This is a genomic window from Bacillus sp. AFS037270, assembly GCF_002585305.1.
The window spans coordinates 41,602-63,157 of sequence record NZ_NUNF01000014.1; the positions used below are offsets into that span (position 1 = coordinate 41,602).

A 21,556-nucleotide genomic window follows, 5' to 3' on the forward strand; every position below is an offset into this window, starting at 1 on the left:
TCCTACTTCTATATAATCATATCCTAATCGCATTTGTACACATGGAATTAAATTCTTGTCCAAAAATCTGTCACACTTTCTATCTTTCTATTTAGAAATTTTGTAGAATAATGATGTAATTTAAATTATTCAGAAAGAAGGGGGACTTGGGGCTGCTTTTTTTAAAAAATATATATATAAAAGGGTGGAGTTTGAATGAAGGGGAAGAGTAAGAGGTTCAAGCGTTGGACGAGCTCGTTTATGGCAGCGCTTCTATTGATTAGCACGTTTTTGCCGAGTAGTTTCATAGGCAGAGCGCATGCAGAGCAGGCTGACCATGTCGTTATCTCTCAAGTATATGGGGGTGGAGGTAATAGTGGCGCCACTTATTCGAATGATTTTATTGAATTATACAATCCAACTGATAGCGATGTATCCCTAGAAGGATGGTCTGTTCAATGGGCAAGTGGGACAGGCACTACATGGGCGGTTAATCTTCTATCAGGGACAATTAAATCTCACGGATACTATCTAATCCAGGAATCCGCAGGAACAACTGTAAAGGATAAACCCCTGCCAACTCCAGATGCAACAGGTCCTTTTACAATGGGAGCAGGCTCTGGGAAAGTGGTACTAGTTAATTCAAATAATACCGTTTCAGGACAATCTCCAACAGGTGTAATCGATTTTGTATCGTATGGTAATGGTTCTAGCGGTTATGAAGGGTCTGGACCAACAAAATCACCATCTGCAAGCTTAAGCGTAATCCGCATACCATATGCCAATACAGCACCAGCTCAAGGTCTAGGCAATGCCTGGGATTCAAATGACAACGCAACGGATTTTGTGACAACTACTCCCAATCCAAGAAACAGCCAAAGTCCTGTAGAAGCCCCAATGGTCCCAGTAACCAGCTTACAGCCAAAAGGTTTGAACATTCAATTCTTACAAGACGGTACAACTGGAATCGTAACAGGGAAACCAGAAGCAGTAGAACCAGGTTCAATCGTAAAAGTATATGAAACCGCAGCAAAAGGAACGGCCCTTGGTACAGCCACTGCCAATGCTGACGGTTCATTTAAAGTCGATATCACTAAAACACTATCCTCTATATATGTTGCTGCAACACAAGCGGGTCTAGCCGAAAGTGCAGCGATCCAAATCGATGTCGCAGCGGCAAGTACATCAGTGGCACAAGCAAAATTAAGCTACGTCGTAGCGAACGGTATTGGTACTTTAGTTGGCGGCGCCGGTGCTGCAGCGGCTAACGCCAACATCAATGTTTACGCAAATGAAGCAGCAACAGAAAAATTAAACACACAAGCTGTGACAGCAGGAACAGGAGGAGACTTCTCCGTTACAATTAACAACGCTCCTAACACCGTGTATGTCACACAAATCACCAGCTCGGCAAAAGGAATCATGCTGCAGAGCAATCCTGTATCAGTCTCAAAGGCTGACACAACTGCAGTGACAAAGATTGCCGAAGTTCGGACATCCGATACAAAAGGACAGCCAGTTAACCTTAATAAGTACTTTACCATTGAAGGTATGGCTACCGTTGATAACCAAATTCTTGGAACCCAGAAGCAAAACTTCTATATTCAAGATGATACAGCGGGTATCAACATTTTTCATACTTCCCTAGATTTAGGTTATCAGATCCTTAAAGGAGATAAGGTCCGCATCACAGGGAAAGTCCTAGTCTATAATGGCTTAACCGAATTCGAACCTACTTCAATTGAAAAAATAAGCGAAGGAAACCCAATTCCAGCAGCTAAAACATTAACAATTGCTGATTTAAACACCTATGCAACAGCGGAACCGTTAGAAGGAAGCCTTGTAACGGCAACAGGAAAAGTTTCAGCAGTGGCTGCTTCAGGTGCCAACTATAACGTTACCTTTGTCGATGATAACAATAAAACCACGACACTAAGGGTAATGGGAGCAACAGGAATTAAACCAGATACAGATCTTGTAACTGGAAAAAGCTATACTGTGACAGGTGTGTTAGGCCAATATACAACCAACGCATCAGCAACAAACGGTTATCAGCTTTACCCTCGTAATGTCAAAGATATTGCGCCAATGTTAGGCATATCACATACACCATTAACTCAAAGTTTTAATGGCGCAAATGTCGAGTTTGAAGCGAATGCCGACGGGGCGGAATCTGTAAAGGTTTATTACAGAGCAACAGGCACCACCGACTTCACTGCCTTGCCAATGGTCAATGGCGGAGATGGACGTTATACAGCCACACTAACAGCTGCAAACGTGCCGCAAAACGGTTTCGAATATTACATTGAAGCAAAAGCAGGTACACAAGTTCAAACTTCTGGTACTAGTGACGTTCCATATCCAGTAACCTTAATCGAGGATACAGAAGGACCAGCGATTACAGGTATGACACCACAGGACACAACAAAAGTAGAAAGCCCAACACCAGAGATTTCTGCTTTTATTGATGATCCAAGCGGCGTCGACGAAACAACAGTTCAAATGTGGCTGGACAGCAAAGAGCTAACCGCTCCAGCAGCAACCATCAGCAAAACACAGGTAAAATATATACCTGAACAAGACCTTGCGCTTGGAACACACATAGTGAAGGTTACAGCAAAAGATACAAAAGGCAACCGAGCAGAAAAAACATGGACATTTGAAGTGGTACCACGTTTTACAGGCGGTAATCACTACCGCGGTACAACGCATAACCACACAAACATTTCCCATGACGCAGCAGGTACTCCTGAGGATGCATTAAAAGCAGGAAAATTCCATCATTATGATTGGTTTGCTTTCTCAGACCACTCACATGATATCGACCCTGAAAAGTTGGGAACAGACACGGTTGTTCGTAAAACAGCAGATGGCAAGGATGTACCAGAACGTTCAGGCGGATCGGACTGGCAATTAACAAAAGATCTAGCTAAACAGTACACAACCAATGATTATGTCGTATTCCCGGCGTTTGAGATGACCTCAACAACATGGGGACACTCCAATATCTTCGGTACCGATAACTTTATCGACCGAAATATTAACGGCAAGCAGTACCAAGACTTAAGCCAGTACTATGCATGGGTCATGACATACGACGACATCGTCGGTCAATTCAACCATCCAGATATGTCAGCCAATGCGTTCAACAACTTTAAACCATACGATGCCAATGTAGATAAGCTATTTACAATGTTAGAAGTAGGTAATGGGTCCGGACACTACGGCTATGCCAATGCGGAAACGAAATTCTACTCTGCCTTAGATTTAGGCTGGCATGTCGCACCAACGTATGGGGAAGACAACCATGAAGGAACATGGGGTCAAGTCAATGCCCGTACAGTTATCGTGGCGGACGATCTTTCGCAAGCATCCCTGCTTCACTCAATGCGCAATATGCGCGTGTACATGGAAGAAGATCCTAACTTCACGTTAGACGTATTAGCCAACGGCTACTACATGGGTTCAACAGTCGACAGCAAAACCCTAAAATTTGATATTAAGGGAAGCGACTTAGTAACGGAAGCTCATAACGACACGGATTATAGCTATTTACCAACAAGCTACAAATCAGATGATAGAATCCAAAAAGTAGAACTCATTACAAACGGCGGTAAAGTAGTCGATTCTTATGAGCCAATGACGAAAGACTTCTCTTGGAAACCAACCTATACGGTTTCAGGCGGCCAGCAATGGTTTGTTGTAAAAGTAACCCAAATGGACGGCGAAAGAATTTATTCTTCACCAATCTGGTCAAAAGAAGAACCAGTCGACGTAAAAGTAAACAGCATTGATATCGACGGCGGCGTCATCATTGGCGGCAACCCGGCAACCTTAAAAGCTACCGTTGCGAACAATGGTACACAAGTCGTTAAAAACCTAAAAGTCGATTTCTATTATGACGAAGTAAAGCAAGACAATTTGATTGGAACGAGCACGATTTCTTCGATCCTAACGAAAGCTTCAGCAACAGCGTCTGCCACATGGGCGACTCCGTTGATAGGTGATCACAAAATTATTGCGGTTGTTACTTCCCTAGATGGTCTCGATTTAGGCGATACGAAGTTTGTTTTACCAGTAAAAATTAAAGAGCCGCTTGGCGTGAAAGTATTAATCGATGCCAACCACGGCAATGAAAATACATCAGGTGACAGCGGAACGTATAAGGACAACTTAAAAGCCTTTACACTGATGCTTCAAAAAGAAGGGTATACGGTTGTTGAAAACAAAGCAGCCCTTACAGATGAAACGTTGAGCGGTGTGAAGGTATTAGTACTCACTCATGCAAGAACAGCCTTAACAGCAGCAGAAAATGCAGCTGTTGCAAAGTTTGTAAAAAATGGCGGTTCCTTATTGATGGCTGGAAAAAGTAATAACAGCACAGACCCAACGATTAATAACGCCCTTCTTGGCGAGATTGGTTCGGCCATCCGCATGGGGAACGACGGTGTCTTTGACTTAAGCAAGAGCGGTAACTTCTGGAGCGATCCGACGGTCAGCCCATATGCAGTCCGAGTGCATCCTGGACTAGTGTCAAACTTAATTACCGACCGCGTATCGTTTATTGATTACTACAGCGGAACAAGCTTATCAGGGGTCGATAATAAGGCGTTAACAGACGGCGGTAAAGTAACCATCCTTGCAAAAGGAAATGAAACCACATATCAAGGCAATATTAAAGGTGGCTACAGTTATGATGCGGTTTCCGATGAAACAGGCGGTTCTGCGATTCCGTTAATTGCATCTGAGGAAATTGGTTCGGACGGACGTATCGTCGTTTCCGGTATGAACATCTTTAATGACAAGCAAATGGACGAATCATATGAGCCAAAAGGAAATGATGAATTCACGTTAAACGCCATAAACTGGCTGGCTCATCGCGAAACGAAAGTGTCTAAAATTGCCGAAGTACGATCGCTGGAAGATGGCATAGATGTAGTCGTAGAAGGTACGGTTACAACTGCCGCAGGCAATTTCTTTGATGCGTTCTATCTGCAGGACGAAACAGGCGGTATTATGGCATTCCAAGAAGTTCCTGAAGGCTCATTGAAACTAGGCGATAAAGTACGTGTTCATGGACACATCAAGACATTTGAAAATAACAAAGAATTAGAGTTTACTAGCTTTGCAAGTGACGTTATTAAAATTGGTTCAGGGGATCCAGTCCAACCTAAGACAGTGGCTACTGGTGAAGCGACCAGTGCTGCCAACCAAGGATTACTGGTTAAGGTAACAGGAACGGTTAAATCAAAATATGATGATAATTCTTATGTAATCAACGATGGTTCAGGAGATGTATTAGTCTTTACAGACGGATATATTGTCAACCAAAGCGGTCCTGTTCCTACTCTTAAAGTCGGCGACACGTTAGAAGCAGTCGGTCTTTCTGGGGCATTCTCAGAAGGCACACGGATCCGTGTCAGAGATACAAAAGAATTAGTTGGTTTCGATAGAACCGCACCAGAAGCACCAGTGGTAAATGGTGTAACTGATCAAGCTGTTGCGATCACTGGAACAACGGAAGCCAACGCGAAAGTGGAAGCAAAAGTGGATGGGAATTTACTTGGCTCAGCAACAGCGGGTGAAGATGGTAAATTTACAATCTCGATTGCAACGCAATCAGCAGGAACTAAAATCGCGGTTATGGCAACAGATGCTGCTGGCAATCCGAGTACAGCAACGGAAGTAACCGTAAGCGATGTAACAGCACCAGACGCACCAGTCGTAAACCCAGTAAACGATAACGATGTCCTGATCACTGGTACTACAGAAGAAGGCGCAACTGTATCAGCCAAAGTAAATGGTGAAGAAATTGGCAAAGCTACAGCCGTTTTTGGTGGCACATACAGCATTAGTATTGCTAAGCAAGCAGCTGGGACGACGATTTCTATTACTTCAGTTGATGCAGCAGCTAATGTAAGTACAGCAACTGAGGTAAAAGTTACAGATGAAAAAGTAACAAAAGTAAGTGTAACAACAGCTAAGCCTGGTATACAGGTATTCAAAGAAGACATTCAATTTATCGCTACCTCAGAGGGAAGCAGAACTCCTGAATATCGATTCTCGATCATTGATAAAAAGGGAGATGTTATCTACACGCAAGCTTATGGGGCAAGCAATACATTGAAATGGACAGCCAAAAGTCCGGGCACCTACACCATTATCGTTGAAGCAAAAGACATGTTTAATACGGGATTATTCTCGTATTATTCTGAAGCTAGTGCGGAAATGAGTTTTGATGTAGCAGCGGGTAAAGGTAATAACAAATAACTCATTTAAGGTGGAAAGAGTAGAATCATTACTCTTTCCACCTTTTTTCTTACTCAGGCCCTTGCTTTAATATGTTGCCCTGTACAAAGTGTGAACTACGGACAGGCTTTGGAAAATCAAGGACCATTGAGTCCGAACCTGAGTAGACTTCGGACAGTTTTTGAGAATTCAAGGGCCATTGAGTATAAACCCAGTTTATTGAGCCCTAGGACAATAAAACCAATTAACCTAAATCATAGAAATAGGAAACCATTCTTTAACAAAGGGGATTATAAATCCATTGTATGAGGCCCTTGGATGGAAGCACAGGAACCGTCCCCAGTGGCAGGTAAATCCGGAACCGGTAGGCAAATCTTCGAAAGTGTCCGGTAAAATTCCAAATTTGGCAGGTAAATCTCCGAAAGTGTCCGGTAAAATTCCAAATTTGGCAGGTAAATCTCCGAAAGTGTCCGATAAAAATCCAAACCTGTCCGGTAAATCTCTGAAACTGGCAGGTAAATCCGGAACCGATAGGCAAGTCTTCGAAAAGCACCAGAACCGTCCCCGCGCTTTCTTACATTACCTTACATCTTTCTTAAATCTACAAAAATGGGAATATAGGACAATTTACCTCAGTATATTAGACTCGTATGGTTCTTACATACGATATTACTGATGGGAGAGATGGTATGAGAAAGAAGACAACGGCTTTACTAGTAAGTGTGGGGTTGATTTTTTCTAGCATCCCTGCGTTTGCTGCAGGAAATCAATCAGACGGTGGACCTCAAAATGTCAAAAAGGCAACACAAAAATTCAACTCGGTGATTCAAATTCCGGAACAAAGTCCTCAAAGCAAAAAGGTAAAGGCCACTTATAAAAACGATGCGGGTAAAAAGCATAAAGAGGGAGAAGTCATCGTCAAGTTTAAGAATGCCTACACAACAGAAAGTTTAGGGGCTCTTACAACGAAACTTAGTTTGAAGACGAAAAAGAATCTAGGTAATAATAATACGAAAGTCGTAAGCTTCAATAAGAATATTCCAATTGAACAAGTGCTTAAATCTTTAAATGATTCCCCGCTAATAGAGTATGCGGAACCAAACTACCTGATTAAACCAGATGCGGTTTCTGATCCATTGTACGGCGAATTATGGGGAATGAAAAATACGGGTCAGAACATTCAGGGGGTTACAGGTAAAGCAGGTATCGATATCGGTGCGGAGGGCGCTTGGGCGATAACAAAGGGTAGTTCAAGTGTCGTCATCGGTGTCATTGATACCGGAGTAGACATTAACCATCCGGATTTAAAAGCGCAAATCTGGAAAAACCCTGGCGAAGTGGCAGGGGACGGCATTGACAATGATAAGAACGGTTACGTAGATGATGTCAATGGCTGGGATTTCTATAACAACGATAACTCCGTTTATGATGAAGCTGATGGGGATGAACACGGTACCCACGTCTCAGGAACCATTGCAGGAACAGCCAATACCACAGGCGTAATTGGTTTAGCGCCAAATGTAAAAATTATGTCACTTAAATTCCTGGGACCTGATGGAGGATATACAGACGATGCGATTTTAGCCGTCAATTATGCCAAAGCAAAAGGGGTAAAAATCACCAACAACTCCTGGGGTGGAGGAGGCTTCAGCCAAGCCTTATACGATGCCATTAAAAACTCTAACTCCCTGTTCTTAGCAGCTGCAGGAAATGATGGAACGAACAATGATTCATCACCACACTATCCATCAAACTATGATTTGCCGAATATTATATCGGTTGCCGCCCTTGATAACACTGGTAATCTAGCGTATTTTTCCAACTACGGTGCCACATCAGTTGACATTGCTGCTCCTGGTCAAGATATCCTAAGTACAGTTCCAGCGTGGTTTGGAGATTATACCTATGCCTACGATTACTTCAGTGGTACTTCGATGGCAACGCCGCATGTCACTGGGGAAGCGGCATTAATTCTTAGTAAGTTTCCAACCTATACTTCAGCGGTAATCAAGGATGCGATTCTGAAAAAGTCAACCGCTCTTTCTTCACTGAGCGGGAAGATATTAACGGGTAGTATGGCTAGAGCAGACAAGGCGCTTGTGGTTCAATCAGACAATGACATCCCAGGCATTGCATTCCCAGGCACCAGTGTGACCAATACGCTAAGTTCTACAACAGACTTGGATGATGTTTACTCAATTAATCTAGTGAAGGGTCAAAAAATCACGGTAACCTTGTCCGGAGCAACGGGTACGGATTTTGATATCTACCTATATAATAGCACTGCGACAACGGTAAAAAGCAGTGCGAATATCGTCGCTTATTCCGAAAAGGCAGCCACATCAAGTGAGACCTTTACGTACACAGCTCCAGCAGATGGCAAATATTATTTGGATGTTTACGCGTATAAGGGAGCAGGCAGCTATACAGCAACCCTAAAAACCGATCCGATTGCCGGTGCTGGAACCTATGAAAATACGGCCAAGCAAATTGGTTATACTCCTTCATGGAGTACGGTATCCAATACAAATGCCTCAGGTGGATCCTATGCTGTGACCAACGTAGCCGGAACCAAGGCCCAGTTTACCTTTAATGGAACATCTGTAACGATAACTGGTACAAAATATGCAAGTCAGGGATATGTAAAGGTAACGTTAGACGGCGTAAGTACACAAGTAAGCCTTTATTCCGCTAGCACACTCTACAAGCAGAACTACTATACGAAAACAGGGCTCACCTCAGGCAAGCATGTTCTCACGATTGAATGGACAGGGAAATCGGCGACAGGCGTGAAAAAGTCCGCAACCGGAATCAATCTCGATAAAATAACTGTAAAATAGTAGATTTAATAACCTTACCGGTTTTAAAAAACCGGTAAGGTTATTTTTTGAGGACCTTTATACAATAAATATGAAAATTATTGTGATAGGAAAGAGAATATGTATTTTACTAATCAGTGCCGACAATTTCTGTAACCATTAATTAAATATCTACAATTCATTGACAGTCGCCTGTAGCAGACGGCTGTATTTTTTTGAAAATTCCAAACTTCTTATTCTCTAAAAATATTATTATGGTAAAATATAGTATATGAAAGCGCTAAACTTCAGTAGAGTGGGAAGGAGTTATCATGAAGAAACTATTAATGATGGTAGTAATCGCCTTTGTAATGTTAGGATTTATGCCTAACCAGGGGTCAGCAATTGGAGTAGAACCCCAAATGCAAGTAAAACTAGTTAATTATTTAGCAAACAAAACGAGTATCTCGTTAAAGGTAACAGGAACCTACTATTTAAATGGGACAACCACCCGTTTAAGTGCAGCAAAAACCTACACGTTAAAGTTAGTAAACCAAAAGAACACGGATGGGAGTATCAAGCCATACATAAGTTTATACGATGGTTCAACAAGACTATCCTTAAGAGACAACATATCAATAAAGACGAGCAGCCGGAATGATACGGCTACGTTAAGTAACCATACATACTTAGGGAATTTTAATTTTTCTGTAGACAATGGACGCTATGTAGGGGTAACCAATACGGTCTATCTAGAAGATTATCTGAAATGTGTCGTTCCTTCCGAAATGTATGCCTCATGGAACAAGGAAGCGCTGAAATCACAGGCGGTAGCAGCGAGATCTTATGCCTATTACCGTTTAAATAAAGTGATCAATGATACGACTACCTACCAGTTCTATGATGGAACAGCCAGACTACATCCTAATTCTACGGCAGCAACCCAGGAAACGGCGGGTCAAATCGTTACCTATAATGGAAGTGTCATAGATACCTTATTTTCTGCTTCGAACGGCGGAATGACGGAAAGCAATTACAATGAGTTCGGAACCCCTGCACTTCCATATTTTCCGGTTCATCGAGATAGCTTTGATACAAAAATAAAGTGGAACCCAATTATACATAAACAACAAATCAATACTACTGGATTAGATCTCTTGAATCCCGAAAAATGGTGGGATCAAACATATGAAGCGGATCAAACCATCTCTAAAAATATTAAAACATGGCTATCCCAGCATGGTTATAGCAATAAACAAATAAAGATTATCAGCATCCCCAAATTGACTTTCTATGACAAGACCACAAGCGGCCGGGTCACAAGAGGGGATATTCAGTTCCGCTTTTATGTCAAGGGCAAAGTGGATTCAACGGGTAAGCTTCAGCTGCAAACGATCAGCTATACGGGTGTGATTGCTGATAATGTTCGTAGTATTATTGGAAAAGATGTGATTCCCAGCACGTTAATCTCTAACATGACACAAACTAGTTCTGCCTATTCCATTACAGGAACAGGTAAAGGCCATGGGGTAGGTATGAGTCAGCATGGTGCTAATAACCGTGCGAATGCAGGGTCTAAATACAATAGTATCTTAACCTTTTATTATCCACATACTGTTGTTTCTAAGGTATATGTTTTAACAGCCAATTACTAAAGGATAAGACATAATTTTTACAAAAAAAGGACAGAGATCATTTGATTTCTGTCCTTTCTGTTCGTTCTTCCTTTTTTCTTGTATTCTGACGGAATACACGGTTTAAAAATATGGGTATAGCTAACATTCGCTTAGATCTAGTCGGCTCCTTAAATAACCTATACAGCCATTCGAGATTTAAATCAATGATAAATTTAGGAGCGCGTTTATTGACACCAGCCCAAATATTTAAACAACCGCCAACCCCGATAAATACACCTTTATTAACCTTATGAAGGTTTTTTGATATCCACTTTTCTTGTTTGGGGAATCCTAACCCAACAAAGATGATATCAGGTTTACTCTGTTGAATTTCATTGATAATTTCTTGGTCATCATGAAAGTATCCGTGGTGAAACCCGGCAATCTCGATATGTGGAAATGCTTTTTTGATATTTGACGCAGTCATATCTATTATATCTGGTTTAGTACCTAATAAATAAATTTTATAGTTTTTCTTATTAGAAAGTTCCAGAAGCCTGGACATCAGGTCAAATCCGGTCAGCCTTTCCTGAAGATGCTGACCCAAGATTTTAGATGCAAGGATAATACCGACACCGTCCGGAATGATATAATTGGATCTTTTCAAAACCTTTTCATAGTCAGGATTCGATTGTGCATACGTAATAATCTCTGGATTAGCAGTAACGATAAATGTTTTTTGAGCAAGCTTGATTCTGGAATGGACCTCGTTTACGAGCTCATCCATCGAATTATTTACAAACTGGTATCCCAGCACTTCTCTAAAGTTGAGCATATATCACAAACTCCTAATCCAAACTAATGATGGATAAATTATTATGAACAAAAATGATAGACGTTATTATGAATTGGATATGAATAGAAAAAATGTAAAATAACATTTATAATTTTAACATAAAATTCGCTTTTTCGACACAAATACAAGAAAACAATTTATGCCAAAAGTACTATATTGACATTACTTTATAAAATATTACAATAAATTCAATAGTTAGGAGGAAATAATTTGAAGAAGAAAAAAAACATGAGGGACACTAATGTTTAGAGAATTAGCCATTGCCGGTTATTTAGCAGTATTTAAGGTAGTCTTCACTTTGTTGAAAATGTTCCCTCAGCAAAAAAGGGTCTCCTTTGTTATTTCTTTTGAGGAAAATGTCATCCATTTGTATCGGCAATTACAAAAAAAAAATCCGTCATTGGAAATGGTCTTTTTATGTGCAGCGACTGTATCAGAAGAATTTACACAAGAAATAAATGCACAAATCATCCCTTTTGAAAAGAGAAGCATCCGTGATTGGGTTTCTTCATTATATTATTTAGCTACATCTAAAGTGGTTATCATTGATAATTATTATGGATTTTTATCTGTCGTAAACTTTAAAAAAAATGTCGAATGTATTCAAATATGGCATGCGGCTGGTGCCCTAAAAACATTTGGCTTGAAAGACCATTCAATCACTAGTCGCAGCCAGGCTGCAAGACGAAGATTTCAACAAGTATATGACCAATTCGATAGAATAGTTGTCGGTTCAGAAGAAATGGCCGCGATTTTTAGTGAAGCCTTTAATGCCCCTATGCAACGAATGCTGCGAACTGGGATTCCGAGAACGGACTTTTTTTATGAACAGGATACTATACATGCCATAAAAGCAAGCGTTTATAAAAAGTATCCCCAACTAGTTGGAAAAAAATTAATCTTGTATGCACCAACCTACCGTGATGGGCAATTAGATAATAATGAAATACATCTCGATCTAAAAAAAATGCAGCAGGCATTACAAGATGAGTATGTTTTGTTAATTAAGCTTCATCCGGCCGTTAAAACAATTAATCATTACGAAGAGCAATATCCGAATTTTGTGGTTGATTTTTCAGGATATAAGCGGGTGAATGAACTGTTACTGGTGGCTGACTACTTAATAACCGATTATTCTTCGTTACCGTTTGAGTATGCACTCTTAACAAAGCCAATGATCTTCTTCCCGTATGACCAGGATTATTATCGTCAAGAAAGAGGCCTAATTAATGACTATGAAAAAATTGTCCCAGGTCCTGTTGTTCATGATACCGATCAACTTATAAAGGTAATAGAGGCAAATCAATTTGACAATCAGATGATAAAAGATTTCTCGGATAGATGGAACCGATATTCAAAGGGGAAGTCAGCTGATAATCTTGTTCAATATATACAGAGCCTAATCAACAAGGATTGATAACTGCTGAAATATTCAAGGAGAAGGGAATTTTCCCTCTCCTTATTTTAATTTCTAAGACCCTTTCATTGCTTCAGTATAAATCTTAATCTTTTGTTTAGCCTGATTTAGGATGGCCGTCTTTGATTTAAAATCATTCATTACTTTGTTATTCTTAATGTCATTGCCCTTACTTTTAGTTAATTGTAGTGTAGTAGTATTTTTCGTCCTTACTATTTTGTTATTGATAATTTTATTTTGATGACTAGTAACTCCAAGTAATGTACTGCAAGGATACGAAGAGTCCAAACAGGTATCAATAAAAGAATTCCTTTCAATAATGTTGGAATCAGCCTGCTTTAAATTCAAACCAGATCTTTGTGAACGAATAAAATAGTTATTCTTAACCGTGTTATGACTGCTTTGATTAAAGTAAATGGGATCTTCACCGCTATCCACTACGACATTATTTTCAAAGACCACATTCTTAAATCCTTCAAAATGACCAAATTGGCTTATGGATTTTTTAAATACATTATTTCTAATCACAATATTTTTATTGTATCGCAAAGGGGTTATTCCATCCTTCGCTCTTGAATAACTATGCGTACCGATCGCACGGATGACATTTTCAAAGTGGCTGTTTTGTATCGTAATATTTGTGGATACGGTTCGATCATAGCTCCCAAAAGTAGGAAAGGAAATCTCCGTAGCTTCTTCAATTTGAATCAGTTCATAGTTTTTTGAAGTAGTGTTTGTGTAATGGACGTTACCAAACCAACATCGATCAAACAAAACGTTCTTAGAAGAAGAAATTTGAAAATAATGTCCGTTTTGTCCATTAATGATAGTTAAATTACGAAAGGAAATATTTTCAGCATGCGCGATATTAAAGGCAACCGTGCCCTTATCGTCTGGTATTGGTGCATTGATTGTGTTTAGGTCAATGGTGCCGCCCTTAAAGTGAATATTACCTTCTCCGTTGTATTTTGTTGCGTAGTGTGTGTTACCTACTTGACCATTAGTAAACAGATAGTACCCTGTCCCGACTCTTTTAATGGTTGCTTTTTGATTGAGCGTAACAGATGTGTTCTTATATATTCTTAATGATTTGGTATGATAGACCCCTTTAGGAAAGTATAATTTAATGCTTCCATAGTCTCTGGCTATGTTTAGAGCATTTTGAATAACTTTGGTATCATCAGCTATTCCGTCACCTTTTGCTCCAAAATCTTTGATGTTAATGAGTGGACTGTCAATCCATACCTTCCCATTCCAATAAATAGGTCTATTCAACGTAGTATCAAAATAGACAAATCCTTTTACAATACCAGTGGGGCGTTCAGATGACGACCCCTGTTTCTTGATGTGCATTAGATTAGTTGTATGCGCTGCTTGCGTGACATGACTAAATACCATCTTATTAAGATAATCGTCAGCAGCAACCTTCTCGTTATTTCGATTTTTACTTCCATTAGTATTGATAATAATGGTAATCGTAATGATACTAATAAAAATAATCACGGCTGCAAGGATTAAATGTTTTTTCATACTAGATCCCCCAAATTCCACTATTAATATAGGGTAACAAAATGACACGAAGTGTCAAGGTAATAGAATGAGATTGAAAGAGTACGTGAGAAGATTGGACAAACTTCTTTATGAAAATAGGAATATATTGTATCCTAGTTAGTAAAGTACTTTACATAATCTTTACAATATCGGCATTGTGCTTAACACATATTTACAATTTCTTAATACTTATTGACTTTTTTTTATAAAATATTACAATTCTATAGTAGAGTTCATATGAAATTAATAGATTCGAATATATAGATATAAATAGTAGAAAGTGGGGGTTACATATTGAAAAAAGTTTTAACCTACGGCACCTTTGACTTATTACACTTTGGACACATTAACCTTTTGCAACGTGCAAGAGAATTAGGTGATCATCTAACAGTCGCCTTATCAACAGATGAATTTAATGCCATTAAAAATAAAAATGCTTACCATAGCTATGAAAATAGAAAGGCCATTCTTAAATCTATCCGTTATGTGGATGCAGTCATTCCGGAAACAGAATGGGATCAGAAGATTAGAGACGTTCTCATCAACGATATAGATATTTTCGTTATGGGTGATGATTGGAAAGGACACTTTGACTTTTTAAAAGAGTATTGTCAGGTTATCTACCTTCCAAGAACAGTTGGAGTTTCCACAACAAAAATAAAGCGTGATTTGTTAACGGTATCCAATGCTTAACAAGTATTGGATTTTATTTTTATACCAAACTTTAGACAAGATAGCTATTTATATTAATAATATGACCATCAGCTGTGAAAACTAATCGTATCAATGGCATTGTATCTCCTACTAAATATTTGCACAGAGGCAATATGGAGGTTGTATTTTGAGAAAGCTTTTTAAAGCAATGAAAAAACCAGGGGTTATCATAAAAAGGATTTATCATATTTTGTTCAACATAATTGGTTTTTTGCCGGTCAAAAAAAACTTGATTATATTTGAAAGTTTTCTCGGCAAACAATATAGTGATAATCCTAGGGCGATTTATGAATATATAAGGGACCATCTTCCAGAGTATGAATTACTGTGGAGTATTAATAAAAGGTATAAACAAACATTTCAGGAATTAAACATTCCGACAATAAATCGCCTTTCAATTAAATGGCTCTTCGTAATGCCGCGGGCACATTATTGGGTGATTAACAGCAGAATGCCTTATTGGATTAGAAAGCCCAATCATACCGTTTACCTTCAGACGTGGCATGGAACCCCGCTTAAGAAATTAGCTGGTGATATGGAGGAAGTCCATATGCCAGGAACAACCACTGAGATGTACATAAATAGTTTCTACAAGGAAGCACGTAATTGGGATTATTTAATTTCTCCAAATACTTATTCCACCACCATTTTCGAACGCGCTTTTAAATATGACCGAGGAAAAATTTTAGAAACTGGCTATCCTCGAAATGATTTCTTAATAAATCTTAGTACAAAGGAATATATAAATCAGATGAAAGAAACACTTGGGATTCCCAAGGATAAAAAGGTGATTTTATATGCCCCAACTTGGCGGGATAATGAATATTACGCCATTGGGAAATATAAGTTTACCTTAAATATCGATTTTGATCAGCTTAAGCGCTCTCTAGGGGAAGAGTATGTGATATTATTAAGGCTGCATTATTTAATTGCCAATAAAATTGATGTATCTACATATAAGGACTTTGTTTTTGATTTCTCTGCTCATGATGATATTCGTGAGCTTTATATCATAAGTGATTTACTGATCACCGATTACTCCTCAGTATTCTTTGACTATTTATGTTTGAAACGGCCGATTATTTTTTATACTTATGATATAGATACGTATCGGGATAAATTAAGAGGATTCTATTTTGATTTTGAAAAGGATGCACCTGGCCCGTTAGTTAAGACGACGGATCAGTTAATTAAGGCAATAAAACAGGTGGATTTAACAGGGGACGCCCCATCAGAAACATTATTAAGGTTTCACAAGGAATTCTGTCATCTCGAAAATGGTGTTTCAACCGAAAGAGTTGTAAAAAGTGTTTTTTTGGAAAGGGCAACAGAATGAAATCATTAATTCAGGTTATTAAAGAAAACATTACAAATATTTATTTAATTATCCGCTTATCCCTTTTTGAACTAAAGAGCAGTAATAACAGTCATTATTTGGGTATGCTGTGGGAAGTTCTCAATCCCATGATTCTCGTAGCAATCTACTGGTTTGTTTTTGGTTTTGGGATTAGGGGAGGAAAGCCTGTTGATGGAATTGAATATCTACCGTGGATGCTTACGGGCTTTATTGTTTGGATTTTTATGTCTCAGTCCATTCTCCAAGGTTCTAAATCAGTCTATTCAAGAATTAAAATCATTGCAAAAATGAACTTCCCGATGAGTGTGATTCCCACTTTTGTGATTACATCGAAGTTTTATCTCCATCTCGTCCTAGTGGGAATCATTATGGTCATCTTAGCGATATACGGTTATACACCGACATTATACTTTATACAACTGCCATATTATATTGTGGCCAATCTATTATTACTTCTCGCAATATCATTGATCACATCAACATTATCAACGATAATTCGGGATGTGCAGATGGTTGTCCAGGCAACAGTAAGGGTCCTGATGTATGTCACACCGATTCTTTGGTCCAACCAGAATATGCCTGAATATATTATCAATATTATGAAATTAAACCCTGTTTATTATATTGTTGAGGGCTACCGTTCGGCTTTGCTTGGGACGGGTTGGTATTTTGTTGAAAACCAAGCATATACCCTCTATTTTTGGGTGCTCGTGTTTGTCTTGTTATTATTAGGTTCCAGTCTTCATGTGAGGTTCAAGGAGCGGTTTGTAGATTACTTATAATGAGATATAGTATTTGAAGATTTGTAGTATTATAAAGAAAACTCACCGCATCTCGGTGAGTTTTCGTCTTTTTATAGAATTACAAGCCAATCTTGCTTGGCTTAGGAAGCCTAGAATCGATACTGATGATTTTGTTTAATTCGTTAACAACCGATTTATAATAGCCAGTTTCAAAATGATGCGGGCCTAATATAACCAAATCCGCTGGTGCATCAGCCTGTCCAATATAACCGAACCTTAACATATCTATCACTTTAGCGTTTGGCAGCTTGGCTAAGAAATAGTTGTTCATTTTCGTCCATATGTTGTTTACATGGATAAACCTTGATTTAGTAATATGCTTACTATCAAAGAACGATGTAATGCCACCATTCATGTCATAAAAGCGGTCAGTAAGGAGAGCTAAATTTAAGACAATTTTTTCCTCCGGGATGATGTCCTTGATCTTTTCAATAAACGAATCAAAAGACTTTGTCCACAATTCAAAATATCCAGGCTGAAAACAATCAACCGTTTTTCCTTCTTTAAGCAGCGTTGTATTATAGTAATTTGTTTTTCTTGTGTATAAATTCCGTGTTAAATATTGATTGGGACCAAACTGTAAAACACCGTGCATGGCATCAACAAAGAAATCAAGTAATAGATATTCCGCGCCTGAATCCCGTAATGCCTTATCCCAGTTCTTTAAAAACTCCCATTCAATTTCCAATAACTTTTTATTAGAGACATCCTTAAACCAACTAGGGTCATAAGGCAGTGGATCACTCGCTAAGCCGATAATGGATGGCCAAAAATAACTATAGGATACATTAAAATACTTCTTATAATCTGGATTAAAATAGTCAGCAGAGTTAAATGAAGACCTTGAAAAACAGGTCCCCATGACCGCAATTGGAACTGGTTTTGTATCAATGATCATCGCTTTAAGGATAAGTGTATCATCAAAAGAACATTGGACAGAGGTATTTTCAATGGTTAAAGCTTCTTGAAAGTCGAATTTATTTAGCTTATACAATTGATTGTTATATTCTAAAAATACCTTGTAGGTTCTTTTAAAGGTTGACGTAAAATCTCCAAATAGCTCCTTGAGATTGACGGTGATCGTTAAATCTTTAGACACGGTTTTTTCATAATATAAAATCGTATCCTTGTTTTGCATTCCATTTAGATAACTTCTAATTTGCAGCTTAGATGTACTTTGTTCAGAATCTCCATTAGGATTCTGAAGTTTAATGGTAAGTTTTTCATCATTAATAGCTATGTCATTTACATTAACGGATAATTCTTTCTGGATGGTTCGAATGGAGAGATTTCCAGTTACCCCTTTTAGCAAAGAAACTTCATAGATATCCTCTATTAAACACCACTTTTTGACGCCCACCTGAATGTCACCGATATTTAATGGAACCTGTATGGAAAAATTATTACATTGGTACTCCACATAGAGATCAAAAATTTCTTTTTCTCCCAAGTTGAACCCGGATAAACTATTTGCATTTAATGTAAAGGAGTTTGCTTCGTCTTCAAAAACGGAATCCCATTCATTATAAGTTTGAGTGGTACTCGCAACGGAACGCTGCTTAACATATAGTTTATGTCCACTAAAATTCGAGGGTCCATTATTTAAAAGCGCTGTAATCTGGAACTTCACTTTGTCATTGTCAAATTGCAGTTCTTTCAATATAGGCTTAATGTTCTTAGCCAACACTTGAATGCCTAAGGAGTCCTTGGATATTACATAATATTTTATATCGAGCAAAGGCGATATATTAGAGATTTGCTTGCTGTTTATATATTCAATCATGTTCGGTTTAATGTATAGCTTATGATATTTATTGTTGTGTTTGATGAGAATGTCAATGACATTTCTTTTCCCAGATAGATGTTCAAACTGGTTGATAATATCTGTAATATTTACTGTTAACTCGAAATCTCCCGAATGCTTATTGGGAGCAAGTAATACCTCTTGATGACGTTCCAGCAGGCCCCAGCGCTCATTGTCACGTAAGCCGAAGCAGACCTCAATCGGATCATTTCCGGTCTCTGCAGAAAATAAAAAATGAAGCTTCCCCTCATTAATTTGAAGCTTGTTGATCTGAAACACTTTATTCACCCTTTGCCCCTTCGAATATTTCTCTGTCTCTGTCTATGTTTATTTCTCTGTCTATATCTATGTTTATTTCTCTGTCTATATCTATTGTAGTCTATCCATTAGAACGACTTTCGCCAATTCTCCGAGGAACGTTTTATAATAATTTCTCTCATAATGGTGCGGTCCACTGCCGCCATATGGATAATCTAAACTTGCATAATAATTATATTGGGTTAAGTCAATGACCTTAGCACCTGGCACCTTTGTTAAGAAGTAATTATTCATTCTTTCCCAAGTGTGATTAATAAAGTTAATCTCGGTTGAAGTGAATTTTTTGTCCTTACTAAAGCTGGATGATTCACGATTTTCATTGTAGTAAGGATCTGATAATCCGCCAATGTTGAGAATCACCTTATTTAAATCCATAATTTTTTCTAATCGTGTAATGAATTCATCACATGACTTTTTCCAGGTATCCCAGAAGTCTGGATGCCTAAAGTCAAATTGGGTAGTCTCTTTTAAAAGTTTGTGTTTGTAATAATAGGAACTATGCATATCTCCGTTTTGTCCTAAAAATCGTCCGTCCGGAAGTCGTCTCACCCCATGAACAGCATCCACAAAAAAGTCTAGAACAATATAATCGGATTGAACCTTTTGTAAATCTTCAAAAGTCGTTTTTTCATATTCCTTTCGGATATTATCAAGAACTTTTTCCGGCACATCCGTATATTTGGTGACATCAAATGGAATCTTTGGTCCGACAGCACTAATTAATGATATCCAGAAATGTGAATAATCGAGACTAAAGTAAGATTTATAATCCGGATTAAAGAAGGGATTTGAGCTATTAAAAGCAGCCCTTGAAAAACAACTACCCAAAATACTGATTCTCACCGGATTCTTTGTTTTCGGAGTTACAGTTATTTTTATTCCCTTTTCTAATGTAAAGGAAATCATCCATTTAGTAGTTGATGCTTTGTGAACAATTTTCTCTGGCAACTGAAGTTCGACAATTACATCGGAGGAAGGATGATCGTATAAAGCGATAGAGTAGTCCTGTGTATAATTGGCCGTAACCTCTGAGAAAAGCTCGCCTAAATCTAGCCGTAAAGACAACGTTCCATTCTGAACTTCACTAGTAAGAAGCGATTTATATAAAGTATATTCAATGTCATTTAAGGCTTGAGTATGTCGAAACAAACCAGCTTGCAGGGTATCGGAATGCAGAGAACTTACATCAATCTGCAAGTTAATGATTTTACCATCCAACTCATAATTCATTACATCAACAAAAGGGGAAACCTTTTCGACCCGAATGGATAGACTCTTTTTAGCGGTTGAATACAGCTTCGATTTTAAATTCTCGTTAAAATCACACTTGACTAGTTTAACTTGGTCTTCCAAGAAAAGTGGCAGTTCAACAGAAACGTTTCTATCCATAATTTCAGCGATAAAATCTAGGTTACTAACCTGATCATATTCAAGCGTATTTAAAGCATCTAGGTCAAGGCGATACACCCCTTGGTCAATGGGTTCCAATTGAATACCTGGATGATAAATTAATATGTCTTTAAAGATCCTCTTCTTTACCTGAAGGTTGGAAATATCAATGGTATGGCCATTATAATTAAACGGTGATAAGTGAACAGATAATTGCTGTTTTTCTAAATCCAGTTTATTGACTTTGCATGTTACATTAATCTTTGTAATATTAAGTCCAAGCGAATTTTTGTTATTCGTGAAGTTGACTTTAGCCACTTGACAATAGTGAACGCTTTCTATTTTCTTGAGTTTTTCTGCGATATCCTTTTCAATCTTTAATTGTCGATATTCGCCTTGATGATTAATATAAATCCAAACAATTTGCTTTGTTAAATTTATTAATGAAAAGTGATCCGCTAATGAAGATAGGGCTATTTTAATTTCATGCTGGGTCCCATCACTATTAACATCCGCTTCAAAATACTCATTGTAGGCACTGACCGCATATCGTGTCATATCTTTTAGCCGCAATTCTGCCTTTAAGTCACTTAATGGCTTGGCACTAGAAAAATGTATCGTAATAAAGTGTGTATCGAGTGAAAGATCCTTTATTTTATACATAAACACAACTCCCTTAGGAAAAGGACAGGAAAGACAACCTGT

11 protein-coding genes are annotated in these 21,556 nt (G+C 38.4%); 7 read left to right on the forward strand and 4 right to left on the reverse strand.

Features of this window, described 5'->3' with window-relative positions; genetic code table 11:
• The first annotated feature begins 195 nt into the window (after positions 1-195).
• The 3 genes from COD92_RS06950 (at position 196) to COD92_RS06965 (ending at position 10,681) form a co-directional block, all read left to right on the forward strand.
• Positions 196-6,249: an Ig-like domain-containing protein gene (locus COD92_RS06950; protein WP_098995999.1), complete on the forward strand. Its 6,054-nt coding sequence runs from the start codon at positions 196-198 to the stop codon at positions 6,247-6,249.
• A 668-nt stretch (positions 6,250-6,917) separates the two neighbouring features.
• Positions 6,918-9,068 carry a S8 family serine peptidase gene (locus COD92_RS06960; protein WP_176550396.1) on the forward strand — a complete coding sequence of 717 codons (2,151 nt, stop codon included), beginning with the start codon at positions 6,918-6,920 and terminating at the stop codon, positions 9,066-9,068.
• A gap of 290 nt (positions 9,069-9,358) precedes the next feature.
• Positions 9,359-10,681: a SpoIID/LytB domain-containing protein gene (locus COD92_RS06965; RefSeq protein ID WP_098996002.1), complete on the forward strand. Its 1,323-nt coding sequence runs from the start codon at positions 9,359-9,361 to the stop codon at positions 10,679-10,681.
• A gap of 37 nt (positions 10,682-10,718) precedes the next feature.
• Here COD92_RS06965 and COD92_RS06970 read toward each other — a convergent pair whose 3' ends face one another.
• Entirely contained in the window at positions 10,719-11,477 is a 759-nt protein-coding gene (locus COD92_RS06970; protein WP_098996003.1) for a WecB/TagA/CpsF family glycosyltransferase, read from the reverse strand.
• A gap of 262 nt (positions 11,478-11,739) precedes the next feature.
• Between COD92_RS06970 and COD92_RS06975 the strand changes: the two genes are divergently transcribed.
• Positions 11,740-12,915: a CDP-glycerol glycerophosphotransferase family protein gene (locus tag COD92_RS06975; RefSeq protein ID WP_098996004.1), complete on the forward strand. Its 1,176-nt coding sequence runs from the start codon at positions 11,740-11,742 to the stop codon at positions 12,913-12,915.
• Between the two features lie 54 nt (positions 12,916-12,969).
• Here the strand turns inward: COD92_RS06975 and COD92_RS06980 are convergent, their stop codons facing one another.
• The gene (locus tag COD92_RS06980; RefSeq protein ID WP_098996005.1) at positions 12,970-14,445 is read right to left on the reverse strand and encodes a right-handed parallel beta-helix repeat-containing protein; all 1,476 of its coding nucleotides are present in this window, start codon (positions 14,443-14,445) and stop codon (positions 12,970-12,972) included.
• Between the two features lie 315 nt (positions 14,446-14,760).
• Between COD92_RS06980 and tagD the strand changes: the two genes are divergently transcribed.
• The 3 genes from tagD to COD92_RS06995 all read left to right on the forward strand — a co-directional run bounded on the left by tagD (position 14,761) and on the right by COD92_RS06995 (position 17,319).
• Positions 14,761-15,159, forward strand: coding sequence for a glycerol-3-phosphate cytidylyltransferase (gene tagD, locus COD92_RS06985; protein WP_098996006.1), 399 nt, complete (start codon positions 14,761-14,763; stop codon positions 15,157-15,159).
• Positions 15,160-15,307: 148 nt separating this feature from the next.
• Positions 15,308-16,516 (forward strand): CDP-glycerol glycerophosphotransferase family protein, encoded by a 1,209-nt coding sequence (locus COD92_RS06990; RefSeq protein WP_483295670.1) that lies wholly within the window; start codon positions 15,308-15,310, stop codon positions 16,514-16,516.
• Complete coding sequence (locus COD92_RS06995) at positions 16,513-17,319, forward strand: ABC transporter permease (RefSeq protein ID WP_098996007.1); 807 nt, start codon at positions 16,513-16,515, stop codon at positions 17,317-17,319. Before COD92_RS06990 ends, COD92_RS06995 begins: the two co-directional genes overlap by 4 nt.
• A 79-nt stretch (positions 17,320-17,398) precedes the next feature.
• On the opposite strand, the gene COD92_RS07000 is transcribed toward COD92_RS06995, so the two are convergent.
• Positions 17,399-19,432: a DUF6270 domain-containing protein gene (locus COD92_RS07000; protein WP_098996008.1), complete on the reverse strand. Its 2,034-nt coding sequence runs from the start codon at positions 19,430-19,432 to the stop codon at positions 17,399-17,401.
• Positions 19,433-19,513: 81 nt separating this feature from the next.
• Entirely contained in the window at positions 19,514-21,514 is a 2,001-nt protein-coding gene (locus COD92_RS07005) for a DUF6270 domain-containing protein (protein ID WP_098996009.1), read from the reverse strand.
• Positions 21,515-21,556: the final 42 nt, after the last annotated feature.